Source organism: Geobacter argillaceus, assembly GCF_007830735.1.
In the GTDB taxonomy this organism is placed as follows: Bacteria; Desulfobacterota; Desulfuromonadia; order Geobacterales; family DSM-12255; genus Geomobilibacter; species Geomobilibacter argillaceus.
This window is the reverse complement of record NZ_VLLN01000026.1, coordinates 1-20,770: the sequence shown is the minus strand read 5'-3', so window position 1 is coordinate 20,770 and position 20,770 is coordinate 1. Positions and strand designations below refer to the sequence as shown.

Annotated in this window: 20 protein-coding genes; 8 read left to right on the top strand and 12 right to left on the bottom strand. The window is 53.6% G+C overall.

What is annotated here, in order from left to right:
• Positions 1-290: 290 nt before the first annotated feature.
• The 9 genes from JN12_RS16610 to JN12_RS16570 form a co-directional block, all read right to left on the bottom strand.
• Complete coding sequence (locus JN12_RS16610; RefSeq protein WP_145024811.1) at positions 291-728, bottom strand: antitoxin Xre/MbcA/ParS toxin-binding domain-containing protein; 438 nt, start codon at positions 726-728, stop codon at positions 291-293.
• 108 nt (positions 729-836) lie between these two features.
• Positions 837-1,028, bottom strand: coding sequence for a winged helix-turn-helix domain-containing protein (locus JN12_RS21240; RefSeq protein WP_145024809.1), 192 nt, complete (start codon positions 1,026-1,028; stop codon positions 837-839).
• Between the two features lie 358 nt (positions 1,029-1,386).
• A complete protein-coding gene (locus JN12_RS16600; RefSeq protein ID WP_145024807.1) occupies positions 1,387-2,136 on the bottom strand; it encodes a hypothetical protein in 750 nt (249 codons plus the stop codon).
• 127 nt (positions 2,137-2,263) lie between these two features.
• Complete coding sequence (locus tag JN12_RS16595; RefSeq protein ID WP_145024806.1) at positions 2,264-2,593, bottom strand: cytochrome c3 family protein; 330 nt, start codon at positions 2,591-2,593, stop codon at positions 2,264-2,266.
• 147 nt (positions 2,594-2,740) lie between these two features.
• Positions 2,741-3,040, bottom strand: a complete 300-nt coding sequence (locus JN12_RS16590; RefSeq protein ID WP_145024804.1) for a hypothetical protein — start codon at positions 3,038-3,040, stop codon at positions 2,741-2,743.
• A gap of 91 nt (positions 3,041-3,131) precedes the next feature.
• A complete protein-coding gene (locus JN12_RS16585) occupies positions 3,132-4,277 on the bottom strand; it encodes an L-dopachrome tautomerase-related protein (protein ID WP_145024802.1) in 1,146 nt (381 codons plus the stop codon).
• Between the two features lie 4 nt (positions 4,278-4,281).
• Entirely contained in the window at positions 4,282-5,580 is a 1,299-nt protein-coding gene (locus tag JN12_RS16580) for a YfdX family protein (RefSeq protein ID WP_145024800.1), read from the bottom strand.
• Positions 5,581-5,606: 26 nt separating this feature from the next.
• Complete coding sequence (locus JN12_RS16575; protein WP_145024798.1) at positions 5,607-7,400, bottom strand: chloride channel protein; 1,794 nt, start codon at positions 7,398-7,400, stop codon at positions 5,607-5,609.
• Between the two features lie 77 nt (positions 7,401-7,477).
• Positions 7,478-8,917: a DegQ family serine endoprotease gene (locus tag JN12_RS16570; RefSeq protein ID WP_145024797.1), complete on the bottom strand. Its 1,440-nt coding sequence runs from the start codon at positions 8,915-8,917 to the stop codon at positions 7,478-7,480.
• A 115-nt stretch (positions 8,918-9,032) separates the two neighbouring features.
• Between JN12_RS16570 and JN12_RS16565 the strand changes: the two genes are divergently transcribed.
• A complete protein-coding gene (locus JN12_RS16565) occupies positions 9,033-9,551 on the top strand; it encodes a L,D-transpeptidase family protein (protein ID WP_246125899.1) in 519 nt (172 codons plus the stop codon).
• A 4-nt stretch (positions 9,552-9,555) separates the two neighbouring features.
• Here JN12_RS16565 and JN12_RS16560 read toward each other — a convergent pair whose 3' ends face one another.
• On the bottom strand, positions 9,556-10,440 hold the full coding sequence (locus tag JN12_RS16560; protein WP_145024793.1) for a L,D-transpeptidase family protein: 885 nt from the start codon (positions 10,438-10,440) through the stop codon (positions 9,556-9,558).
• A gap of 68 nt (positions 10,441-10,508) precedes the next feature.
• Entirely contained in the window at positions 10,509-10,889 is a 381-nt protein-coding gene (locus tag JN12_RS16555; protein WP_145024791.1) for a hypothetical protein, read from the bottom strand.
• A gap of 242 nt (positions 10,890-11,131) precedes the next feature.
• On the opposite strand from JN12_RS16555, the gene JN12_RS16550 reads away from it, so the two are divergent.
• From JN12_RS16550 to JN12_RS16520, 7 genes are all read left to right on the top strand, one after another.
• Positions 11,132-12,766 (top strand): TIGR00341 family protein, encoded by a 1,635-nt coding sequence (locus JN12_RS16550; protein ID WP_170242004.1) that lies wholly within the window; start codon positions 11,132-11,134, stop codon positions 12,764-12,766.
• 93 nt (positions 12,767-12,859) lie between these two features.
• Complete coding sequence (locus JN12_RS16545) at positions 12,860-13,807, top strand: mechanosensitive ion channel family protein (protein WP_145024787.1); 948 nt, start codon at positions 12,860-12,862, stop codon at positions 13,805-13,807.
• Positions 13,808-13,885: 78 nt separating this feature from the next.
• Positions 13,886-15,580: a mechanosensitive ion channel family protein gene (locus JN12_RS16540; protein ID WP_246125898.1), complete on the top strand. Its 1,695-nt coding sequence runs from the start codon at positions 13,886-13,888 to the stop codon at positions 15,578-15,580.
• A gap of 66 nt (positions 15,581-15,646) precedes the next feature.
• Positions 15,647-15,847, top strand: a complete 201-nt coding sequence (locus JN12_RS16535) for a hypothetical protein (protein ID WP_145024783.1) — start codon at positions 15,647-15,649, stop codon at positions 15,845-15,847.
• Positions 15,848-16,120, top strand: coding sequence for an OsmC family protein (locus JN12_RS16530; protein ID WP_145024781.1), 273 nt, complete (start codon positions 15,848-15,850; stop codon positions 16,118-16,120).
• Positions 16,121-16,354: 234 nt separating this feature from the next.
• Positions 16,355-17,092 (top strand): GGDEF domain-containing protein, encoded by a 738-nt coding sequence (locus JN12_RS16525; protein WP_170242002.1) that lies wholly within the window; start codon positions 16,355-16,357, stop codon positions 17,090-17,092.
• 104 nt (positions 17,093-17,196) lie between these two features.
• Entirely contained in the window at positions 17,197-19,131 is a 1,935-nt protein-coding gene (locus JN12_RS16520; RefSeq protein WP_145024777.1) for a potassium transporter Kup, read from the top strand.
• 267 nt (positions 19,132-19,398) lie between these two features.
• Here JN12_RS16520 and JN12_RS16515 read toward each other — a convergent pair whose 3' ends face one another.
• A complete protein-coding gene (locus JN12_RS16515; RefSeq protein WP_145024775.1) occupies positions 19,399-20,361 on the bottom strand; it encodes a mechanosensitive ion channel family protein in 963 nt (320 codons plus the stop codon).
• Positions 20,362-20,770: the final 409 nt, after the last annotated feature.

The window sequence follows — 20,770 nt, the reverse complement described above, 5'->3', positions numbered from 1 at the left end:
CTACAAGTTGGGAAAAGGGACGTACGGAGTTAGGCAATAAAAAGCGATACAAAATCTTTCATTTCTGACAAAAAGGTCACTCAAATGAAAAGGCACCTACAAGATGACTTGTAAGTGCCTGTTTTTTATGGCTCCCCAGCCGGTACACTCAGCAAAACTTTTTCGCATATCATTTCGGATTCCGAATGATCCCTCTAAAGAAAAACCACCCGAGAACTGAATACAGGTTTCAGAGGGTTGGTATAGCATCCCTGTAGCAAAGTCTCAAGTTTTAGTGTGTCAGGACAAAATCAATAAACTCCGTGTTCAATCCTGGCAAGACAGTCCTTAACCAACTCCATGCCAGCGCATGTATCTAATAATTCCATAGGGGGGGCATACCCCAAGTACGGGTTTGAGATTTTTACCCAACGTGTAGCTTTATCAGGGGTACCGAACACATTGACGATTCGAGCAAAGAGCACAATAAGGCAAACCAGATGATCAGAAACGTGTGAATTCAATAACTGATCAGGTTGGTAGCGCCTCAAGGCCCTCCACGAAATAGGCAATAAAGCGCATAGCTGATCCATCGACAAACCGAAAGCACGGGCCACATCGTCAACGACACTTCTCGGAACACCTTTGCGAGTGAGATTAACAAGTGCTTGCTGGTTGAGATGTTCTTTCCCTTCTAGAATACTCTTCACGGTCGAGTTACTCACCGCTTCGCCTACGAGAGTTCCCATATCATGCCCCTATAGATAGATTGGCCTATGTATGTTAGCAGATACTAACTGCCCTTTGGATATTTTCCGAGTAGGCGAAGTTTAATGAAGCAAAAATGGGTAGAAGACCTAGCAGTTATGGTCAATTCTCAGTCTCTCACAAATATACTTGTTTTCGATGCGGATTGAAAGCAAGGCTCGAAGCCAGGCGCGGCGCACTGGCTTTTGGGGCGTCAGGCCAAGTTCGATGAGAAAACGGGCTACCGTTCCTTCCGAAAGGGTGACGGCATATTGGTCGATGTTTGGAATGACTGCGGCCACCGGTTAATGAACTGGATAATATGTTGATAGCAATCAGGGCACACCTTCGGCCTTGTATTTCACGCTGACGGACTTACCAGAGTCTTTGGGGTAAAACGCAAAACGGCGCCGACCCGGGAACTGTTGCTCCCGAATCGTCGCCGTTTTTTTTTAACGGGGAGATATTGCCGCACTGAGATACCGCACCACCAGCGCGGCCCAAGTCAGAAAAGCGTTCCTCCGCTGGATACGGCCAGACGCATTCGTTAAGGTGACCCGCGGTTCCGGGCTTCGTTGAATTACCCCGAATCTGACATTTGTCCGGACGGTTGGGACTCAACAGACATACCTTCCCGCCGTTCCTGTGGCTCATTTCCCTCTAGTGCGGGACAAAGAGCTCGTGAGAAATTCCTCGATTCACTTCGATGACGTCCATCGTGATTTCCGAAAGCTTCATATCACCGGCAAAATTGACCAGTTTGTATGGAAAAAGGACTCCACCGGCCGGACGAAAATCACCATATTCTGTCGAGAGTTCACCGGCCCCCATCATTCCCATTGAAAAACTGGCGGAAACTCGAACAATAAGGCGTGTTCGTGCGTCAATGAGAACTTTAAGCCGGGGAGCGTCGTTCGGCTCAATCAGCAGTAAGAAAACCTCGCGTCCCTTGTAGTGCTGTTTTCCGCCGTACGTAATCCTCGATTTATCGCCCACCATTCCCATAGGTAGATCGAGATAGCTGTATTGATAGATCATGGACTGAAGTTCAAGGGGGGAAACGGGGATAAATCGCTCGCTACTCACCTGCCAGCCTTTATCCCCATTAAGAACCCTGATTTCGCCCCCTTGCTCAGGCATCACTTCAATACGCAGCTTTCTGGGACGTTCAAAATAGCGTCTATAGCTACCCTCTTTCCCATTGAGGAATTCAATGATCCTCCCCTTGGCCGTGACCGAGACAACCTTCCTGACCGAAGCATCACCCCCATAAGCCTGGAGCATGGATGCAACAATCTCCCTGGTTGGATCCGCATTTCCGGCTTCCCCTTTGCACGGACCGGCAAGGAACAGCAGACAAAGCAAGGCCGATGATATGGTAACCGCGTACAGACTATTTCGTAACGCCATGTTCACTCACATCCCTGCCAGGCGAAGCAAGCCTCTTTATTGCCGCTCCTGGTTCAGGTCAATCCGTTTCTGATGAGAGAGTACTGTTTGCCACCTATGAACTGAGCTAGAATCAGGTAGCCCAACCTCATTTAATCCCGGGTTTATGATGACAACGGGTGCAGTTGTCCTTTATCAGGAAGGCTTTTTTACCGTCATGGCATCTCCCGCAATACTTGCCGGCGTACAAGTCGTTCATGGTAATATTGACAGTTCCCTGCTTCATCTTGGGGAATAGTTCCGGATTGTGACAGTCAGAGCAGGTCAATCCGGCATTTTTGTGCGCTGTCCCGTCAAAAATCACAGTTCCCATCGGGCTGCCCTTGAATTCCAGCGTCTTGCCTGGCCCGACAGCGAGTGCAGTGCCACTGGCCATAACCATCAGGATCAAACTCAGTGCTCTCATCTGCTCTTTCATGTGCATGTCTCCTTTCCCTTTCTGTGTAATTTCCCCTGCATGCTTTCGATGCATGTCTCGGGAGGTATCGTCGCAGCTCACTTACTTAGGATAAACTCCCATTATGAGGAGTCAACCCAGAATGAGACCCGATCCGTTCAAATACCCCTACTTCGTTTCCTTTGGCGACGATGAGTTCGGCATGAGTGCGTACATCATATCCTCAGCTTCTTTCAACTTCTCCTTAAGTTTCTTGATTTCATCTGCCCTGTAGACGGTTGCCCCTTTGGCAAGTTCGTTCTGCATGTGCCGGATCTTCTCCTGAAGGTTGAACAGCTTGTCTGCACAGTCCCGAGCGTAAAGTATGCAAAGTTCCTTTTCGTTCGTATCATTCTGCTCGACGGCTGAAACGGGTCCAGCCATTGCTATCAGCCCTGATACTATAATGAGAGCCCATATTTTCTTCATAAATTATACCTCCCTGCCACGTACGATCTGCTGTCGCTCCCAGCCGCTGAGTGTCATGGCCGTTCTCCCTTCACCATTTCTGGAATCGGTGTCAAAAAGGGGCCAGCCAGAGTTTGAACACCTTGTAGGGAATGATGCGTTCATCCCTTCCATAATTGAACCGAGGCATCCGGTGGATCTGGGAAGCCGTAAAATAGAGATAGTCATCCGGCGAGATATCCATGCTGTCCGGCCACTGAATCCGATCATCCTTAATGATGGTGTCTATTGATCCGTCGGGGCGGTATCGCTTGACGGCGTTTTCTTCCAGGGCAGTGAAATAGAGGTTGTTGTCGGAGTCCATCACCATGCCGTCAACGGCACCGGTTTCGGCAAGCATCTCCACCTTTCCTGCCAGTTGTGCCTCCGAGAGGCTGGCATCCTTGAGAAACGATGTCTTGATGCGATACAGCATCCTAGCGGTCAATGCATGGTAATAGAGATACTCACCGGCAGCATCGATCGCTATCCCGTCAGCATGGATCTGCGGCACCCGACCGTTTTCATCCCGCAACTCCTTGCCAGCGATTATTGGCACATACCCTGGTTCGGCCTTGGTGGACGGATGGTCCGCCAGCAGCCGCCTGCTCTTGCCGCTCGCCAGGTCGACCACGAGGATCGCTCCGGTCCCTGAATCGGTGATGTAGGCAACATCTCCCGCGGGATCGAGACGGACGTCATTAAGATAGCTGTTGCGGGGGGCTGCCGCGTCACCAAACGGAATGACCCGTTCAACCGTGTCGGTTGTCAGATTGATCTTGAGCAACTTTGCACCGCCAGGCACCACCCCCTTGAAACCCGGCGATGCCGGGTCAAGAACCCAGAGGGAATCGTCAGTGTCGACAACGACGCTCTGAACACAGATAAAATGGGCTTCGGGATGACCGGCCTCGTCTTTGCCCCAGCGGTTCCAGTCGTTGTCCGGATAGGGACGCAGCGAGCCGTCCGGCAGAAGTTCTGCCACGGAATAGAGGGGGTCTTTATCCCAGCGGGGGAAATTGACGAAAATTCTCCCCTGCTCCGAGACGGCAATTCCCGTTACCTGGTCGTTGAAATAGGGGTACTCGAACAAGGCGCCGCGCGGCACCGGTTCAGCCGCGTTGTAACTGATCGGGTTGGTTACGCACCCCCCGAGAAACATGAACGATGCCAGGGAATAGACGATACACAGCGCCTTTCTGCCCGATATCCCTTTCATGTCTTCACCTGACTTCCTGGCTCAGGTCACTCAACTCCTCTTGGAGCTTGATGCCGCTCAACTCTTCTTGGATCGTTTCATAACGTTCCTGAACAGTTGCATCGTTCTTTCCGGGGTTTGCCTTGAGCGCCTGGAGCATACTGACAATACTGCGTATTTTCTTGCGGTCCGCATGATCAGCCAGCTTGCTCCCGGCCGCCTTCTGCAAATAGGAAACAGCGGTGTCGAGTTCCCTGATCGCCTTGTCCGGCTCGGAAGTTGTTACTTGGTAGGTTTCAGCAAACGACACATGCATCCTCGCCTCTATCAGGCTGCGTTCTCCACCGAGAGTTGTTTCTGCCTCGGACAGTCCGGCTGAATAGTAGGAAGCAGTACGCTTCGCGAGCGCTTCGCTCTTTTCCAGGGCCGACTTAAGGGCCGACTCCGCTATCCTCCCTTCGGTGGCCAGTGTATTTTCCAGTTTCGCTACTTCCTGAGATAATGTGCCGATCTCTTCTTTCCCGGCCTCACTTCGCGCGGCTGCCGCTTTTCCCAGGTAATTCCTGGCCTGCTTGAGGTAGGCCCCCACATCGGTTCCTTTCGCGGTGGAATAATTTCTGAAGGCCAGCCAGATATTCTGGTGCGCCTGGGTAAGTGGGGAATTCACGCCGTTGTAGAGTGCCATGGCCCGTAGTTCCGCTGACATCAAGGCCTTATCGGCCTTCCCGGCATTCTTGGCAGCAAGATATCCCTGGGCCTTGGTCACGTACTGCTGCGCTCTGAGTAGCGGTACCTCCACTTCGATGATGATCAGGGATTTACCGGTCAGTACCAGTTCCCGGTCGGCTGCGCGCTTGTCGTTTTTTTCCAGATGCGCCTTTGCCCTGTCGAGATGAGTTTTCGCCCTGTCAGTCGGCAGATAGACGGAGACCTTTTCAAGGGAAGCATATATGGGCGGAAGGTCGTGCAATACCTGCCGTGCCTGTTCGTATTCGAGGTGCTTGCGAGCTACTTCGATGAAGTTCTTCGCAGGCGACGTCGAGAGATTATCCCTGATGCTGTCCATCAGCCTTACCGCTTCGGCCAACTCGCGCCGGGCAGCTGCAAGTGCCCTCTGGTGAATGTCGGAGCGGGCCTGGGAAATATGGCGCAAGGCGATTATGGCGGTATTTTCTATGGTGGATTCAACCTGCGGAGTTAAGCTCTTATAGGGGATGGGGACATCGGCTTGAACTGTCTGCGCATATGCTGGATGCGAATAAGAATACATCGTGAACAAAGCGACTACTAAGACTTTAGTAGCTATATTAATTGTCTTTTCCATGGGTTAATCTCCTTAGCCTGCAATACTTACGTAATCCCTGTGAAGACGGGAAAAGATTCGGTCCCTTTTGAAATCGTCTTGGCAACTTGTTCTTCACCGATTATTCCAACGAGGTTTTTTGACGCCCCCCCCTCACCATGGACCACTATTGCCACAGAGGCATTTGCCAGACGCATTCGTACGATAATGCTGTAAAACTGAACATCTTTTTCCACGACAATAAAGCTGAGAGACGGTAAGGTTTCGACCAGTCCCGCGGCTGCTTGGATGACTGCCGATTCCAGGGCAGCTTCTCGTGATAACAGGCCGATCAGTTTCTCAGCTTTCATTATGAGGAACCACCTAGCCTCAGGTTCGTTTCGAACCATCTCTGCAAGCTCTTTCACGGTGAGAGTAGCGGGAATCCTGGTAAACCGTGTCTCCATAATCTCTTCCGCTCTTATCAGGTTTTGAATTGTGGAGTGAAGTGCCTCTGGCATGAAATGACCACGCCGTACAAGCTTCATGGTATAGATGCTCTCGCGGCAGAGGAGTTTCCTGATACCGAAACAGACGGCGACGGTTATCGTCACCGGAATTACCACGCTGTAGTCCAAGGTCATTTCCTGGATCATGACGATAGCAGTCAGGGCGGCACCGGTCGCTCCGCCCACGAGTCCGGCCATTCCCGCCAGGGCAAAGGCTGGCGGGCTGATGCCTAACTCCGGGAAAAAGTGATTAAGCATGATTCCGTAGGCCCCACCAAAGGCCGCTCCGATAAAAAGTGATGGGGAGAATATTCCTCCCGACCCCCCTGATCCGATCGTCAGGGCTGTCGCAACCAGCTTCATCGCCAACAGAAGCAAAAGAAAACCTGCCCCGTGAAGGGTCATTGAGAGAATGTCCTGGATCGCTGCGTAACCCACACCTTCGATGTAATAATGCCCCGAGTATCTCTGAAGCATCATGAACATGAGTCCGACGAGAAGCATTCCCGTAATATGTCGGAAATAGTCGTTGCCGGGGAGGTGGTTCTCGAAGAGGTCCTCGAAACCATAAACAGCTCTGATATAGGCGGTGGAAACAACCCCGAGGGCGATCCCCAGACCGACATAGGCGAAAAGCACCACCGGTTTGTCCAGATGGAAGAACGGGGTTTCAAGGTCGGGGATCCTGAATGCGGGATAGGTGCCGAAGAAGAGCTGTCCGATATAGGTTGCCGTTGCGGTGGCAATGAATACAGGAACCAGGGTTCTTACGCTTACTTCGTAAAGCAGGATTTCAATCGCGAAAAGTAATCCACCAAGGGGGGTGTTGAACGTCGCGGCAATCCCGCCGCCCGCTCCGGAAGCTATCAAGACGTTACATTGCCATGGGTTCATCCGCAATAACTGCCCAAGAGTAGATCCAAAGGCTGACCCGATCTGGGCAATCGGTCCTTCCCGCCCCACTGAACCGCCACTGCCGATGGAAAGGGCCGAGGCGAGCGATTTCACGACAGCTACCGTGGGGCGAATGATCCCTTTGTTGTAGTAGATGGCGTCCATCACTTCCGGGACCCCATGCCCCTTCGCCTCAGGGGCATAGTTTTTGACCAGGTAGACGACACAGACTGCCCCGACGACCGGAACGAGAACAATGAACACTCCCCATGGACTGGGAGCCGTATGGACATTGGCGTCATATGAAAGTGACAATGTGCGGTTAAAAAACAGATTGTGAAACAAGGCGATCAAGGCGCGAAACAGATAGGCCCCGCATCCGGCGATGATGCCGGTGATGAATGAGAGAAGGGCCAGGACGAAAAGCCCATACTCCTTTTTTTCAACATGCTCACTCATTGCTGTTCCCCACTGCTTGTGTCCACGGTACACGGCCGTCATCCTTTATTTTTCGCATGAAAGAAAGCCATGGGCTGTCATTGTGTTTCCATAGTTACAAAGAACGTTTGTTTCCCCCGTTTCAGCAGCAGCAGTGTCGGTTGCCCCTTGCCGCTTTTGGCCAAGGCGGCATTGTAATCTGCCAGGTTCCTAACGCTTCTCCGATTGGCTTCTTTGATGACGTCACCCGGCTGAATCCCGGCTCCATCGGCGAGTCCCCCCTGTTCCACACTCACCACAAGGACCCCTGTCTTTTCCGCGGTTCCGAATTGCTGACGCAATTGCGGTGTGATGTTATCGACCTTCATGCCGAAGCTCTGTACCGGCTCATTGGTCTGTGTGGCGATCCGCTCCTGCGTCATCTCTTCAACCTTGATGGACAGACGTACTTCCTTGTTCTCGCGCATGACCGTTACATCAACGGGTTTGCCCACCGGTGTTTCGGCGACGAGGCGGGGCAGATCATTGGACGTCTTGACGCTTTTACCGTCGAAAGAGACGATAATATCGCCGGTTCTTATCCCGCCCTTTTCGGCAGGGCCATCCTTGACGACATCGCCCACCAGGGCGCCTTTTGTTTCCTTCATGCCGAATGATTGCGCAAGTTCAGGCGTAAGGTTCTGTATTGTTACGCCGATCCAGCCGCGGACCACTTTCCCCTTTTCTTTAAGCTGGTCAGTAACCGATTTGGCCAGCGCACTTGGTATGGCAAAGCCGATCCCCTGACCACCAGGGACGATTGCGGTGTTTATGCCGATGACCTCGCCTTTCAGATTGACGAGCGGCCCGCCACTGTTGCCCGGATTGATCGGGGCGTCAGTCTGAAGGAAATCGTCATAGGGCCCGGAGCCGATCACCCTGCCGGTGGCGCTGATAATCCCCTGGGTGACCGTCTGTTCCAGGCCGAATGGGTTTCCGACCGCCATGACCCAGTCCCCGACCCGCATCTTTTCCGAATCGCCAAGGGCCAGGACCGGCAGATTCTCGAACGGAGAGGAAATTTTTATCAATGCAAGGTCTGTCTTGCTGTCGCGACCGATCACCTTGGCCTTGAATTCTCTGCCATCAGAAAGCTTCACCTTGATCTCATCCGCATTATCAACCACGTGGTTGTTGGTGATGATGAACCCATCTTTATTGATGATAAATCCCGAGCCAAGGCTTTGTTGCTTCATCTCTTTGTCGGGGACATCGTTGAAATACCGTTTAAAGAAATCGCCGAATGGATCGTTCTGATCACCCTGGTCCGGACCGAAGAAATGCTTGAATGGGTTGCCGGGAACCTTCACGGTCGATGTTGTTCGTATGTTCACCACGGCTGGTTTCACCCTCTCGGCAAGATCGGCAAATGACTGGGGGAACCCGACGAATTCCGTCTTCCCCCGGCTCTCACAGCCTCCTTGAGTAACCAGTGACAAAAACATAAAGATTGAAAAGAGGGCAGATATACCGAGTTTTGTCAGTTTGGATGTCAACATAAGGACCTCCTTTGCGGTTGGTCATACTTTACTGTTTTGCTGCCGTTGCTTACATGGACCGCCTTAATCTGATGGACTTCATCCCAGCGTTTTTGCTACATTGGTTCGCATGCGTATGAGATCCATCATCCAGATTGCCTTCACGCTGTTCATGGCGTCAGCTGTGGTCATGTTTGAAGTGCCCTTGCGTCACGCCGCTGCTGCGATTCCTCCCGTTGAGCGAGTGGTTGTCTATAAAAGTCAAAAACTCATGCAATTGCTCTCGGGGAATGAAGTGATCCGTTCTTTCCAGGTTGCTCTGGGACGAAACCCGCTCGGCCACAAACAAAAAGCCGGAGACTGTCGAACCCCCGAAGGCACCTATGTTATCGACCGTCACAACAAAGACAGCAGGTTCTACAAATCTCTTCACATCTCCTATCCCAACAGCCAGGATCTCTCCGCAGCAAAGAACAATGGCCATTCTCCGGGAAGCGACATCATGATTCACGGTCTGCCCAAAGGATTCGAGGATCTTTCAGATTTCCATTTCCGGAGGAATTGGACCAAAGGGTGCATTGCCGTGAACAACGCCGAGATGGACGAGATCTGGCAGTTGGTAGCTGACGGCACACCTATCACCATTAATCCGTAACATATTATTTTTTAGTCACATCTTCCGGCATCCCCGATTTTCTCGTCATCGCTGCTTTCAATTGGTCACTATCGACCCTTGCGATCAATCCCTTTCTTTCCAGAAGGCTAATGGCTTCCTGTTCCAAACCGTTACCCCCATCGTCATGGAATTCCACCAGTACACGTCCATCGACAGCCGCCGCCTTGACCCGCTGGCGAACGATTGCGACCCGGTCCCCGAGTTTAACCTTCCTGAACAGGGTGACAATATCTTCAGGATAGAGGTGGATACATCCATGGCTGACCCTCCGGCCAATGCCGAACGGGCGGTCTGTGCCATGAATAAGCACCGTGCCGATAGATAAACGTAATGCGTGAGAACCGAGAGGGTTGTCAGACCCTGGAGGTACTATTTCCGGAAGCTCAGGTTTCTGCGCACGGATGGATGCGGGCACATGCCACGCCGGACTTGCCATCTTCTCGACAATACGGTACGTCCCCACGGGCGTCTCCCACCCCTCGTCACCGATCCCGACAGGGAAGGTATCGATCACTCCTCGTGTGCGGGGGGTAAAGTAATACAGGCGCATCTCCGCCACATTAATGACGATCCCCTTCCGCAGAGGGACGTCCGGGAGAATCCACCTCCCCGGGATCGTAACCGTGGTTCCGACCTCAGGGATATATGGGTCCACATCAGGATTTGCGGCAGTAATCTCGTTGAAGCCGACATCGTAGTGACGAGCTAGTTCAACAAGTGAATCGTCTGCTCCGATGGTGTGGAATCCAATGGCTCCACCCGCTCCCTGACGGAAGAAGAGTTCAGCGCCGGCGGCACACTGCTGGGGTTGGCAAATAAACCAGAAGAGAAGCAGAATGGTCGTTCGTAATAGATAGGATAAGTCCACAACTCAACTCAATTACTGTCGTCAGATCACTCCTGATAGGGGCATCCCCCTATCAGGAGTGACTACAATTATTTCTTCTGCTCAAGCTTAAAAATCTTTTCAGACTTCTTCTCCATCAGCCGGGCATCCTTGGCGGCCTGTTCTGCCTCTTTTGCAGCTTTTTCAGCCCGCATTGCCGCAGCGTCGGCCTTGACGACATCGTTATCAACCCGTTTGACCTCGCCCGCCACCTTATTCGCAGTGTCGAGTGCCTGCTGTGCTTTGTCGTTAGCCTGTTTGATGGCAGCCTTGTCGGCGTCTGTCATGCCGCTGAATTGGGACACCTTGGCTTCGAGCTTGCCGAGACGCTCTGCCAACGGATCAACTTGGGTACGGACATATCCCTGCGTCGCACACCCGGTCAGGCTGACGAGCATCAATGCTCCGAGAACACCACCAATTCTCTTCATACGACACCTCCACCAGTTTTAATATTGATGCAAATATTGTTTCCTAGTACAAATAATATCTTCATCAAAATAACTGTCAAGAGCCTTTCTAAATTCTTGCTGATGGCTGCGGATGACGCCAACTCATCGGGTCGCAACCAGCTGAAACTAAGCCGCAACTGATGGGTAATCCTGGCATGCCTTGCTTGATACGCTATACTTGCTCCAAAGCGATTGAAACCCTACTTTTAATCGGGAAGATCATGAGCCGCACGGCTGATAAAATCGTTTCCCTGTTTAGAGGATGGCTGAGTGAGCAAGCCTCGAGCATCAACCCCAACGCGGTCATAAAGGATATTTATTCCGAAGTCGAAATCACTGCGGGCTATTTCTTCGTCCTCACCGTGGCAAACCTCATTGCCCTGTGCGGCCTCATCATGAACAGCTCTCCGGTCATCATCGGGGCGATGCTCGTCTCGCCGCTGATGGGACCGATCCTGAGTTCCGGCTTTGCCTTCGTCACCGGTGACAATGTCATCTGGAACAGGTCCGTCAAGAAGATCTCCCTGAGCGTAGCTCTTACGATCACCGTCGCGGCTGTTGCCACCTACCTATCGCCACTGAAAGACCTGACCGGCGAAATCCTCTCCCGAACCCGACCGAACCTCTACGACCTCATCATCGCCTTTCTCGCCGGTATCGCCGGGGCAAGCGCAATCTGTACCAAGAAACACTACCTGACCGTCGTGCCGGGGGTCGCCATCGCGACTGCCGTCATCCCTCCCTTGAGCGTTGCGGGGTTCGGGGCCGGGAGCGCGAACCTCAACATATTCTATGGCGGGTTTCTACTGTTCTTCACCAACTTTGTGGCCATAGTACTATCCACCTGCGTCGTCTTCGCCTTTTACGGCTTTCGGAGAAAGATGGCCGCGGAAGTCGAGCTTTCGCAGATGAAGAAGCGGTTCGCCGTGCTCATAGCCGTCCTCATCGTGATATCCATCCCTCTCATCTACACCCTGCAAACGTCCATTGCGGAGGTAAGGCAGAGAACCACCATACGTGATGCTCTGCAACATACGCTTGAAAAGGAGAAACGCTCGCATCTTGCCTCTTTTACCTATGCCGAGAACAGCGACGGAATCCTTGAAATCAACACACAGGTGAATACCGTGAGTTATCTGAGCAATGAAGAGACTGAAAGGGCTCAGAGCTACCTCGGGCGGACGCTGGGGAGAAGGATCATACTCAATGTGGAACAGGTGAAGGTGCAGGTAGGCGGGCTCAAGGACGGGATCAAGGCGCCCATCCTTGCCATCGCCCCTCAGAAGTCTCCCGGCGAGATCGTCAGGAACTCGGGGGAAAACGTCAGATCCGTCGTAAGGCAGTCATCGGAAAAAATGAATAAAATCATCGTGCCGTCCAGGGTGGTCGATTTCTCTGTCGGTTTCAGCGACAAAACCCCTGGCGTATTCATACTGCTGAAGATACGGCGTGATTCTCCCCTGGCCGAGGAGCAGATCCGCTGGCTACAGAGAATTCTTGCCAATGACCTGAATCTGCCGGTGGATTTGAAGGTGGAAGCCATCCCGTTCGTTCCGCTCCTGGTATTCAAGCCGGGAGAAAGTGAGTTGTCGGAAGAGATGAAAAAGGAGGTCCTGACCGTAAAGGATATTTATGGAGTGGATCCGGGGATAGCACTGCGTGTCGAAGCATATGAGGAACGTGCCGGCAAAAAGGAGAGACCACTCGCCGAAAAGCGAATGGAGCGGATAGTGGAAGTGCTGGTCAAAGAGTGCGGGGTTCCCCGGGAGCGCATCACGACGGCAGCCGGTCCGAGAAGGACTGAGCCGGCGGTAAGGATCTCGGTTATCACCGGCCAACCGGCGAAAGGGAGCTGAATGACGCAGGCAGGTCAGGCAAGGAAGGCCGCATAAGGAAAATGAGTCCCTTGCCAACGCGGCAGTACGACTGCCGTCAGACAGGAGAATCGCATGGAAGGGGCAATGAACCTGTTACGTAGCTGGCTGCTCAACCCTGTCTTTGAAAAGATCGCCTTTGTCATCATCGGCATTGTGGCCATCTCTATTCTGACCCGCTTTATTCGGCAGTCGCTTGCAGGCCGCATAGAAAGCATGGATAGCCGGTACCGCTTCAGAAAACTCGTCAATTTGATCGGAACCCTGGTGGCGGTTATCCTTGTTACCGTGGTCTTCAGCGACCGCCTCGGCAATCTCACCGTCGCCTTTGGCGTGGCCGGCGCCGGCATCGCCTTTGCCCTCCAGGAGGTAATAGCCAGCATCGCAGGCTGGGTTGCTATCTCGTTCGGGAATTTCTACTCCGTTGGAGACCGGGTACAACTTGGCGGCATCTCCGGTGACGTAATCGACATTGGCGTTTTTCGCACCACTCTCATGGAGACAGGACAGTGGGTGAAGGCCGATCTCTATAACGGCCGCATCGTCCGCGTTGCCAACAGCTTCGTTTTCAAGGAGCCGGTTTTCAACTATTCAGGAGACTTCCCATTCCTTTGGGATGAGATCATAGTGCCGGTCAAGTACGGCAGCGACTGCCGACTGGCAAGGGATATTCTCCAGAGCGTCGCCAACGAGCTTCTCGGCGGATTTGTCCCCGAGGCGAAGAAGACCATGACGGATATGATCAAGAAATACAGGATTGAGGAGGCTAGCGTCGAACCGATGGTGACGGTCATCGCCAATGACAACTGGATGGAGTTCACAGTCCGCTACGTTGTAGATTACAAGCGTCGTCGCGCCACCAAGGATATCCTCTTCAACCGGATACTCGAAATGTTCGATGGATCCGGCGGCAGGGTTTCCTTCGCATCCGCAACCTTTCACTTGGTCGAGGCTCCGGTTTTAAATGTAAAGCTTGCCCAAGGGGGCGAAAGCCGGAATATGCCAATAGATAAAGGACCGTGAGCGTCATCGGACATGTGCTTACACCCTTGTCGGAACTCTCACTACAGCGTGCCGGAAACCAGCTGCCAAGGAGTGACAATGGCCAAGAACAACCTCGCCTTAGCCCTGATGTTCCTCATTCTGGCCACATGCGCGCCTGCCATTGCCCAGCCACCAGTAAGTCCTGCCACTCCCGCAGCCGCCAAGCCTCCCATAGGGCAGGTCATGCTGGACGGCAAGCCAGTTTTCAGCATACGGGAAAAAGTGCTTTCTTTTACTCCGGCCGACAGGGCTCGCGCCATTTCCGGCCGGCTGGCCAAGCTTGCCAAGGACCCGCTACTCAGCATCGATTCCTTCACCGCCGTCGACAGTGAGACCACAACCGACATCGTCGCCGGCGACACGGTCATCATGACCGTCACCGACAGTGACGCCAAGGCCGAGGGTAAACGGCGCAGAGAACTGGCCGATGAACTCGTCCTGAAGATTCGGACAGCCATCAAAAGTCACAGCACGGAATACAGCATGAACAGCCTCCTGCTCGGGGGGCTTTATGCCTTTGCAGCAACCGTGGCACTCATCCTGCTGATCGTCCTCCTCAACCGCTTCCTCCCGAAGCTTGTCGCAAAGATTGAGTCCTGGCGCGGGGGACGTATCCGCTCGATACGGTTTCAATCGATAGAGATCCTCCACGAAGACCGCATTGTGGCGTTGTTCATCGGCGGGGCAAAGTGGGTGCGCCTCCTGGTCATACTGGGGCTCCTTTACCTCTACATTCCGCTTGTCTTCAGCTTTTTCCCCTGGACCAGGGGATATGCGGCGAAGATCTTCGAATATGTCCTGACGCCGATAGAAAAGGTCGGACATGCCATTTTGACCTATCTGCCGAACGTCTTCTTCATCGCAGTGATCCTCGTTTTCACCCATTTCGTCATAAAGTTCACCCGATTTTTCTTCACCGAGGTGGAGAACCGGACCATAACCCTCCCCGGGTTCTACCAGGACTGGGCCGAACCGACCTTCAAGATCGTCCGGTTCATGATCATCGCCTTTGCTGCGGTCGTCGCCTTTCCCTACCTTCCCGGGTCGGACTCGCCAGCCTTCAAGGGGATCTCCGTCTTCCTCGGCGTACTCCTTTCCCTCGGCTCCACGTCCGCCGTCGCCAACGTCGTTGCCGGCGTCATTCTCACCTATATGCGGGCCTTCACGCTCGGCGACCGGGTGAAGATCGCCGAGACGGTAGGGGACGTAGTGGAGAAAACCCTGCTGGTGACCCGCATTCGCACCATTAAAAACGTCGACATCACCATTCCGAATTCCATGGTCCTCGGCAGCCATATCACCAACTACAGTTCCTCCGCCCAGTCCTACGGGCTCATCCTTCATACGAGCGTCACCATCGGCTACGACGCCCCCTGGCGCACGGTGCACGAGCTTCTGATCGGCGCTGCCAAAGCCACGGAGCATATCCTTGAGCTCCCCGAACCCTTCGTCTTCCAGACCAGTCTCGATGATTTTTACGTCACCTACGAACTGAACGCCTATACAGACAAACCTCTGAAAATGGCCGCCATATATTCAGAGCTTCACCAGCATATTCAGGACAAGTTCAACGAAGCCGGTGTCGAAATCATGTCCCCCCATTATTCCCAGATCAGGGACGGCAACAGCACTACCACTCCCGAGGCATACCTGCCCAGTGAGTACGTGCCGAGTGCCTTTCGAATCCTTCAAACAGGCGGCAATGAGGGTTCTGGGGTGAAGAGAGACCTACCGGGAAGCAATGAGCAATGACCACACATTATGCATAAGCCGATTGGGGATGTTTTGCCCCGGCATAAACAGGAAGGAGGAATAAATATGTCTGAAGTAGTATATCTATCACAGGTACGGATCGAGCGGGTAAAAGGACCCTTGCGCCGGGCGTATCTCCCGGCGGAAAAGGACCCGGTCCTGTTCGGAGTCCACGGAGCGATCGCCGCCCACTATGGAGTTTCCCCGGACATCTCGGAACCCCATGCAACGACACTCGATTATATCGTCGCCGCCGCTGCCGGCTGACTGACCGGGACCTTCGGCGGTACGCTGGAGGCACGTAAGGTACGAATCGGCCTGGATGGGCTGGTAGGTGATGCGCGCGGCGAGGTGGTACTGGATGGCAGTGTCCTTGTTATCAAGCGGATACATGTGACGTACCGCCTGGTGACCCCTTCCGAGGATCGGGACAAGGTCGAACGTGCCTACGCCCTCCATGCGGAAAACTGCCCCGTCTACCGCTCGTTAATCGCGGCCATCGCCATCACTACGGAACTCGATTGGCATGTTCAGGAATAGTTTAGCTGAGAAATGTCGGTACTCGATCACTGTCAACACCTCGTTCATAATCAAAAGGAGACTCGACATGTCGTACTATTTCAGTAAAACGCATGGTAAAATGCCAAGAGAACCAACCTGAAATAGCACAAAGGTTTTTGTGAAATGACGCTCCATCGGACTGCTTTTACCGCATCGATGCTGGTTACTCTACTGGTAGGTTATTATGACTACCAGACAGGAGCCCATGTTTCGATGATGCTGCTCTATGCCGTTCCGATCCTTGTATCAGCGTGGTTTTGCGGCAGGACCGAGGGCATTGTTATTGCCGTATTCGCTGCTTCCAGCTGGTTGATGGCTAACTTAGCTCACAAACTGCCAGATGAAAGCGAAACCATTCTCTCCTGGAACGCATTCACTCGTCTTGGCATCTTTGCTCTACTCGCCTATACGGTTTCATTGCAGGCCCAATTGCGTAGGGCGCTTGAACGTGAAAAGCTGCGTGCGGACACAGACAGGCTATCCGGACTACTAAACAAACAAGCCTTCCGTGTGCGGACGGAAGAAGAAATGCTCCGGGCCAGACGCTACATTCATCCCCTTTCGCTTGCTTTCATAGATTTGGATAATTTTAAACAGATTAACGACATTCAAGGACATGCCAGAGGAGACAAACTCTTGCAACAGATCGGTGATACCATCAAGCAGACTATACGAGAAACCGACATAGCCGGGCGTATTGGTGGCGATGAGTTCGCCATCTGTTTCCCGGAAATAAGCGACGCACAGGTCCGTAAAGCAGTAGACAAGCTCGTAAAGGCGCTTGACATTATGACAAGCCAATCCGGATGGCAGGTAACTGCCAGTATCGGCGTGGTCACCTGCATTGAAATCTGTGAAACCTACGATGCAATATTAAGTAAAGCAGACGAGCTGATGTACGTTGCCAAGGAGAAAGGAAAGAACTCTGTCGAGTTTATGGTGCTTGGTTGAAACTAGTTCAATTTTGTGATCCAGGTAGTGGAGTTCATGCAGGAGAGTGGCAGCGTCCCCGATACAGCGAATACACGTACAGTTAAGTTAACGCAGTGGATACAATGAGCAAAACCAACGACGACAAGAGCCCCCCATCATCCGAATCGCTTACCGTTCCCCGAGCTGAAGGACGAGGCCGTCAGTTCCTCACGCTCAGCCTGACTGCGCTTGGAGTCGTGTACGGCGACATCGGCACGAGTCCGCTTTATGCGCTCAGGGAGTGCTTTCATGGCACTCATTCGGTGACGCCGTCGCCAGCAAACGTACTAGGCATACTCTCTCTCGTTTTTTGGGCACTCACGCTCGTTATTTCCATCAAATATCTGCTCTTTCTGATGCGCGCCGGCAACCGTGGAGAAGGGGGCATTCTAGCACTCCTCGCCCTCCTCACGCCACTAAGCCTCCTCTCACCCGTCCAACGAAGGTACCTGCTTCCTCTCGGGCTTTTTGGAGCGGCCCTACTCTACGGCGACGGGGCAATTACCCCCGCCATCTCAGTCCTAAGTGCCGTCGAGGGTCTCAAGGTAGCCGCTCCTGCCCTGGAAGGCTTCGTCGTCCCCGTCACCATACTGATTCTCATCCTTCTCTTTCTCATCCAGAGAAGAGGGACGACGGTAGTCGGAACTCTGTTCGGCCCCGTGATGGCGATCTGGTTCTCCACCATCGCAATGCTCGGCATCGGCGGCATCTTAAAGGCCCCGGAGGTTTTTTTTGCGGTGAATCCGCTCCATGGAGCACGCTTCTTCATGGAGAACGGCCAGTTCGCCTTTCGTACACTCGGCTCTGTTTTCCTGGTGGTGACCGGTGGGGAAGCCCTCTATGCAGACATGGGGCACTTCGGTCCACGGCCAATCCGGTGGGCATGGTTCACATTCGTCCTCCCCGCCTTGCTCCTAAATTACTTCGGCCAGGGTGCCCTGCTCCTCGTCCGGCCAGGAGAGTCAACAGAGCCGTTCTTTCACCTGGCTCCGGGGTGGGCGCTTTACCCCCTCGTCATCCTCGCAACGCTTGCGACGGTGATCGCATCCCAGGCCGTAATATCCGGTGCATTTTCCCTCACGCGGCAGGCGATGCAGCTCGGCTACAGCCCCCGTTTCCGTCTGGTCCAGACATCATCCGAGGAGATCGGCCAGGTCTATATCCCCACTGTAAACTGGGGGCTCATGCTCATAACCCTCGCACTTGTCGTCGGTTTCGGCTCCTCGGCAAGCCTCGCCGGGGCCTACGGAGTTGCCGTAACCACCACAATGGTCATCACGACCATTCTCGCCTTTTTCCTTATGGTGAAGCACTGGCACTGGCAGGCGACCGCTGCCTGCACCCTGGCAGGGCTCTTTCTCTCCATCGACATCCCCTTCTTCGGTGCGAACCTTCTCAAGATCGCCCATGGCGGCTGGTTTCCCCTGGTTGCGGGCATCGCAGTGTTTACCCTCATGGCAACCTGGCGACGCGGGAGGGCTGTGCTCAGTCAAAGATTGCAGGGTGGCAAGGAACCGCTTGAAGAATTTATTGACAAGCTGACAGCAGCTCCGCCGCACCGAGTGCCAGGAACGGCGGTCTTTATGACCGGCAGCCCTACCGGGACCCCCCCGGTGCTACATCATCACCTGGCCCATAATCAGGTGCTGCACGAACAGGTCATCATTCTCACCGTCCTCACAGAAGAGGTCCCCCGGGTGCCGGCATCAGATCGGGTGACGGTAACCGCCATGCCACTTGGATTCGCCAGGGTCATCGTACGTTACGGCTTCATGCAGAGCCCCAATGTGCCCGTGGCGTTGCGGCAGTGCGACCCCCTTGGCCTGTCGGTAGCCCTGGAGCATACGACCTACTATCTTGCCCGGGAGACCATCATCTCTACACCACAACAATCCGGAATGATGCGTTGGCAGGAAAAACTTTTCTCGTTCATGTCCCGCAACTCCGTAACGGCGACCTCTTTCTACAATATCCCGGCAGAACAGGTGGTGGAATTGGGGCAGCAGGTTGAAATCTAGACTTGTACCGCCATGTCGGCTGTCCTGAGAATTCATCATTGTGGCTGGCGAATCTGTGGCAGAGGTCATCTACGCCGCAGGTCGGCGATTCGATTGCAGCGGTTCGTTGAAGTCAATATTGCTCAGAATCAATGCCGCGTGCCGTTCGGCCGAGTGCTGGCCGAATATCAGGATACGAACATGGCTCGACAGAACGCCGATCTTGGAAGGCATCCGGATGGTGCAGTTGTTGAGACATCTGAACAGCAGTGAGCACGATAAGGAAGGTTACGATCTCAAACTAGGTCTTGCGCTCTCCTGCTCCTCGGGAAGCGCCACTCTGGCACCGGCTTTTCCTTCAGCCGTGTTATGGTAATAGCGGATCGTGGGATACGCGAAATCGACATCATCAAAGCCGCCAAACCTTTCCAGGATGGTTTCCCATATCTTCTGGGTGCTTTCGCGCCGTCGGCGGGGTTCGCATAGATAGCGCAACGTCAGGAGAACGCCGCTCTCCTCAACAGAGGTGAAGACCGTCGGCGCGAGATTCGGAGAGACAACGATGAATTCACGGGAAGATTCGTGCAGCTTGCTCTCCGCGAGGGGGGTAAGTTCTCCGGCATGCTCGGCCACGATCCGCTCAAGATGTTCTTTGGCCTTTTGCCAGTTGCTTTCGAAGGTGACCAGGACCGGCACCTCGTTCCAGATGTAATCGAACCACCCCTTGGTGTAGTTCACCTGGGGATCGGAAAAAACCTTGCCGTTGGGTATATGGACGATACGTCCGGTGGACTGGTCCGCGTGGACCCATTGACCGATTTCCATGAGGGTGAACTGGAAGAGGCGCAGGTCGATTACGTCTCCCGCATGGCCACCGATCTGGATCCGGTCACCGACATCGAACGGGCGCCGCCAGAGGATGAAGAGCCAGCCGGCCACATTTACCAGCGGATCCTTCATGGCAATGGCCAGACCTGCCGAAAGCAGGCCGAGAAAGGTTACCACGGACTCGAACTCCCTGAACCAGACCCGGCCGAGGAAGAGAAGGGCAAGGGCGAACGCGGTATAGTTTGAACTTTTTCGCCATTGATAGCGCACCCGGGAATTTTCCGTGCGGCGCCATACCGCTTTGAGAATCAGCCAGCGGGCAAGCCAGAGGATCAGGACGATGGAAAGCGAGTTGAACAGATTGCCGTACAGATCGGCAGGTACGCCGGTTGCCCTTTCCAGCCATTCGGTGAGGATTTTCATGGTGTTCGGTCCTGTTTACGGATCGCGAGTGGTTTTCGTCCGATTGCCTGAAAACTGATATGTCTGTCAGTAGTCAATAAGGGAATAGTGTACCTTCCCTCGTTTTAAGGATTTTGTTGTTTTTATGTTTCCCAGGGCACAGGCAGAGACGGGATCCTGTGGCGACGTTTGATCATTCTGATATACGCGGGTTGGGTACCGCAAGACTTGGCTGCGTCGCGGAGCTGCCTCGCTCTAGGAACTGAAGTTCGGCAAATGCCTTATTCACATAGTTTCGTCGAGGGTTCTCCTGAACGTGATCGCGTCTCTGCCTCTGGCCTGGGATTTTTGTGGGTTTGAGTTGTTAGCCTCCTTGGGCTGTAGTTCTTGATCTATTTCTGTGCTGCAGGTTCCGGTAGTAGTGCGCATG